General features: G+C 39.2%; 4 protein-coding genes. All 4 read right to left on the bottom strand.

Features of this window, described 5'->3' with window-relative positions; translation table 11 throughout:
- Positions 1 to 563 (bottom strand): sigma-54-dependent transcriptional regulator (locus RQ763_RS11575; protein ID WP_314153143.1); only part of this gene is annotated, 563 nt, incomplete at its 3' end.
- A 34-nt stretch (positions 564 to 597) separates the two neighbouring features.
- Positions 598 to 1,011, bottom strand: a complete 414-nt coding sequence (locus tag RQ763_RS11570) for a hypothetical protein (protein ID WP_314153142.1) — start codon at positions 1,009 to 1,011, stop codon at positions 598 to 600.
- Positions 960 to 1,556, bottom strand: a complete 597-nt coding sequence (locus RQ763_RS11565; protein WP_314153141.1) for an LPP20 family lipoprotein — start codon at positions 1,554 to 1,556, stop codon at positions 960 to 962. The genes RQ763_RS11570 and RQ763_RS11565 overlap by 52 nt, the downstream gene beginning before the upstream one ends.
- A 45-nt stretch (positions 1,557 to 1,601) precedes the next feature.
- A partial coding sequence (locus RQ763_RS11560; protein ID WP_314153140.1) for a DNA gyrase C-terminal beta-propeller domain-containing protein occupies positions 1,602 to 1,927 on the bottom strand: 326 nt, incomplete at its 5' end.

The following is a 1,927-nucleotide window of genomic DNA, read 5'->3' as shown; positions in this document are numbered from 1 at the left end:
GCTACAAAAGGCTTTTTCGCTCTAGGAGAGTTGTTGTGGATGTAAGAGGCGAAAACCTCTTTGCCTACACCGCTCTCGCCCAAAAGAAGAATACTTGCATCGGTTTTTGAGGCTTTGTCTGCAATTTTAAGAGCTGCTTCTAAAGCTTTTGAAGTTCCATAAAAACTGCTTGCTGCGTTATTGTCACTATTTTGAGGCAGCGTTTTTTTTACTTTTTGTATCTTGTCTTCTCTTTTGATTGCGTTGATAAGAGTATCAACGTCAAAAGGTTTCAGCAGAAAGTCTTTAACTCCAAGGTGAATCGACTCAATGGCTCTTTGAAGGGTTGCGTTGCCGGTCATTATGATTACTTCAAACTTTCCGCCGAGCGTTTTAACAAACTCTATACCATCCATGCCGGGCATATTTATGTCTGTAATAACGAGGTTAAAGCTATCGTCAATACCTTTTAGTGCATCTTTTGCATTTTTAAATGTTTGAATTTCAAACTCTTTATAGTCGCTCATAGCGATTTCAAGAGATTTTCTCATATTGATATCATCTTCAACTATTGCAATTTTCACTAAAAAGCCTTAGGATTTGAGTGTTTAAACACCCTTATTTTAAAGGTGCGATTGTAGCAAAATTATCATTAAAATCGACTTTGAAGCAAGTCGTCTTAAGTGTCAGTACCGTTGTATAGCTGTTTTGCAGATTTATTGTTTTTTCGTCGTGATCGACGTGCATACCGAGTTTATGAATATACTCTATAAACTCTTGGGGGTTTTTAGATATAAGTTTTTTTAAATTATCTTCAGAACTATTTTGTAAAATAAACTCCTCTTGCGGAGTTCCTTCACATTTTGTCATTGCTTTGGAGATAAGCAGTGTTTCGTTGTAGAGAATTGCATCTTTTACTATATATTTGTAAGAGATAAGGTACTCGCTTGCATTTAGCGCAAGCGAGCTAAAGAAGATGACTACTGAGCAAAGTCTGCGTGAGAAATTAAGATTTCCATCTCTACTTCGCATAAGCCCTCTTTAAAAGTGGTCTCGACGATGTCTGCATTTCTTACCATAGCTTGAACGTAGGTGCGTACAGTTGATCTTTGAACCATCATATTTTTAATGGTATCTTGTCCATCTATACGAACACCTTTGACTTTTTCTGCAATAGCTCTATACGCGTCAGCAATAGCCGCTCTTTTTGCAAGTGCGTAAGCTTGAGCCGGAGATGATGTGTTCATTGGAGCAACACCTTGCCCGACAACAGATATATGTACGCTCTTGTTTTTTCTTAAAACTTCTTCTTTAGCTGTAGCAGTTGCTATCTCTTCTTCTTTCTCGGCTTTAGCAACAGCCAACTCTTCTACAACTCTTTGGCTCTCTTTTTTTGCCTCACACGCTTGAGCTGTCGCTTGGGCAGCATCTAGTTTTGCTTGAGCTATTTCAGCTCTTACCTTAGATAGCTCCGCATTTGTCTGCTCAATTGCCGCAGCATCTACGGTTTGAACTTTATCTGCTCCAGAGAGTGTCGAAATACTTAAAAGCATTGCAATCAGTATAGAATATTTCATTGTTTGTCCCTTGACATGGTTTTTATACTGCAGTAATAGCAACTATTATTCCAATTCATCCGAACCAAGCAATGTGCCTTCGCCTTCTTCATCATACTCTTCTTCAATAGGCTGTTTTGGACAGCGAGAAACATTTGCCACATCATCGCCTTTTACTATATAGACGCCGCTTGTATTTCTGCTCGATTTGGATATGGTCTGCATATCTACTCTTATCATTTTGCCTGCTTTTGTAAGCGCCATCATGTCCATGTTCTCATCAACCATTAGACATCCGACTACATGCTTACCTGTTTTTGCGGTCATCTTCATAGCAATGACTCCGCTTCCGCCTCTGTTTGTTAAGCGATACTCACCTGCATCGGTACGCT

The organism is Sulfurimonas sp. (genome assembly GCF_032250635.1).
GTDB lineage: Bacteria > Campylobacterota > Campylobacteria > Campylobacterales > Sulfurimonadaceae > Sulfurimonas.
Note: the sequence above shows the minus strand (reverse complement) of the source record. Positions and strands in the feature narration are given on the sequence as shown.

Coding starts and splice junctions, on each gene's coding strand:
- RQ763_RS11570 (WP_314153142.1), bottom strand. CDS start 1,011: ATGCGAAGTAGAGATGGAAATCTTAATTTCTCACGCAGACTTTGCTCA.
- RQ763_RS11565 (WP_314153141.1), bottom strand. CDS start 1,556: ATGAAATATTCTATACTGATTGCAATGCTTTTAAGTATTTCGACACTC.